This is a genomic window from Methylobacterium sp. BTF04, assembly GCF_010692745.1.
Classification (GTDB): domain Bacteria; phylum Pseudomonadota; class Alphaproteobacteria; order Rhizobiales; family Beijerinckiaceae; genus Methylobacterium.
The window spans coordinates 1-2,392 of record NZ_JAAHTB010000141.1 but is presented as its reverse complement, the minus strand read 5'-3'; the positions used below and the strand labels follow the sequence as shown (position 1 = coordinate 2,392).

2 protein-coding genes and 1 pseudogene are annotated in these 2,392 nt (G+C 63.5%); 2 read left to right on the top strand and 1 reads right to left on the bottom strand.

The features are described from left to right. Positions 1 to 653: DUF6629 family protein (locus G3T14_RS23775; protein WP_163644951.1), on the bottom strand; the 653-nt coding region annotated here is incomplete at its 3' end. 255 nt (positions 654 to 908) lie between these two features. Between G3T14_RS23775 and G3T14_RS23770 the strand changes: the two are divergent. Together G3T14_RS23770 and G3T14_RS23765 are read left to right on the top strand one after the other, a co-directional pair. Then, positions 909 to 1,872, top strand: a pseudogene (locus G3T14_RS23770) (SDR family oxidoreductase). 239 nt (positions 1,873 to 2,111) lie between these two features. Further along, positions 2,112 to 2,392: BON domain-containing protein (locus tag G3T14_RS23765; protein WP_163644950.1), on the top strand; the 281-nt coding region annotated here is incomplete at its 3' end.

The window sequence follows — 2,392 nt, the reverse complement described above, 5'->3', positions numbered from 1 at the left end:
CTGCTGTTGGGTTGGCGGATGTCGATGTGCCGGCCACGGAACTGCCAGAACAACATGACGCTAAGGACGGCGGCATAGAGGCACCAGACGGAGGTGAAGGCGAAGCGCAGGAGCAGCATCGTGGTCACGACCCCGATGACGTTGGCGATGCCGAACCAGCGGACGACGCGGTGGCTCGACGTCAGTAGCGCGCCGCAGGTCGCGACGACATAGACGACCGCCACCCAGGTCTGCTTGGTGATCGCATTCTCGTAGACGATGGAATGATGCTCGGCGCTCGCCGAGCTCGGATAGGCGATCAGGCCGTAGAACATCCAGGTGCCGAGCATGACACCAAGCCCGGTCAGCGCAGCGGTCAGCCATCTCCGCGGGCCGGGAGGCTCCATCAGGAGCACCCCGAGCGGCATCAGGATCGGCAGCACGCCCTGTGCGTAGAGCAGGAATAGGAAGACGAGGTGGTCACTCGCCTCCGGACGGATACGCCCATCGAGTCCGAGCCACACGAAGGCCTCGGTGAACTGATGCAGGGCGAATAGGATCGGCATGGTCGCGAACAGGACGGACCGCGGCTCCCGGACATGGGCCAGCGTCGCGACGCCGACGGCACCGATGACGCCGGTCGCGACGAAATTCGCTTCGGCCGAGAAACACATATGCCGCCGGCCCCGCTGATGCTCCGATGTGTCCTGAAGGGGGAGTCGATCCACGGTCAAGCGGTCGTTCGACCTGCGTCCGTGAATAGCGGAGACCCGAATTCGGTTCGGGCCGTGAGTCTGCAGTGAGACTAGGAATGGGACGGCAGGCCGACCAGGGCTTTTCCCGTGTATTGGGAGCCGGCCGCGACCGCACCAGACATCCAGCGGGACATCACCATGACGGAAAACGCTCAAGGCGGCTCCCGAAGGCAAATGGTCGGCTCCATGGCCATCGGGATCGCAGGTGGGATCACGACGCCTATAGACGCTCGGGCCGGTGCCCCGGCGTCGCCCGGCACGCCACCCAACCCCGTCGATCTCTATCCGCGACCTCCCTTTGCGCACCAGACCCAGGAAGTCCCCGGGGCTCGCCGGCAAGATGGTCCCGCGGCCCGACCATGGCGAGACCAGCTACAAGGGTTCGGGCCGACTTGCCGGGCGTAAGGCTCTCATCACCGGCGGCGACAGCGGCATCGGGCGGGCTGCGGCCATCGCCTACGCACGCGAGGGGGCGGACGTCGCTATCGGCTATCTGCCTTTCGAGGAATCGGATGCTCTTGAGGTGATCGGGCTTATCCGTGAAGCGGGCCGCAAGGCGGTCGCCATCTCGGGTGACATCCGCGATCAAGCGTTTTGTGAGGGCATGGTCGAGACGGCGGTCCGGGAGTTGGGCGGCCTCGACATCCTGGTGAACAACGCCGGTGCCCAGCAGGCGGTCGTTGATCTCGCCGACCTGACGGCGGAGCAGTTCGATACGACTTTCAAGACGAATGTCTATGCACCGTTCTGGATCACCAAGGCGGCCTTGCCCCATCTGAAGCCTGGATCAACGATCATCATCACGGCGTCAGTCCAGGCATTCAATCCGTCTCCCGTCCTGTTCGACTACTCCCAGACCAAGGCGGCGAACGTCGCTTTCGCGAAGTCGCTCGCGAAACAGCTCGGGCCAAAGGGCATCCGAGTGAACGCGGTGGCGCCGGGCCCGTTCTGGACGGCCCTGCAACCGAGCGGCGGCCAGACACCGGACAGGCTCGTCACCTTCGGTACGGAAACGCCGCTTGGTCGACCGGGCCAGCCAGCGGAGATCGCGCCACTTTACGTGACGCTGGCGTCGGCCGAGGCGAGCTACAGCAGCGGGCAGGTGTTTGGCGCGTCCGGTGGGACCGGCGTCGATTGACAGGGGCCGCTTAGGGTTTATGCGAGACTGTCTTTGATGCAGGTCAAATATTATTCGGAATTATAGAAAATATCATGCTTTTCTCAGGAGTCTGACTAGGTGATTGAGTAGCACTCTTATTTGAATATCTGGAATTCAATAATGCTTGTCCAAATCATCGGGATATGACGCTAGCTTGCCTTCAAGCAGATCCGGCGAGGCACTCGCCGACGAGATCGCAGAGACGAAGGCGAGACAACATGATCCCCGACGAGAGACTGACGCAGGACGTGCTCGCTGAGCTGGCCTGGGACCCCAGCGTGACCGCCACCGATCTGGGGGTCACCACGAAGGATGGCATCGTCAGCCTGACTGGGCACGTGTGCAGCTTCGCGCAGAAGCATGCCGCCGAGGCGGCCGCCCGGCGGGTCAAAGGGGTCAAGGCCATCGCCGAGGAGATCGCGGTGGATCTGCCCTTCGAGCATCGCCGCACCGACGAGGATATCGCGGCAGCCGTCCTCAACCGCCTGGACTGGGATGC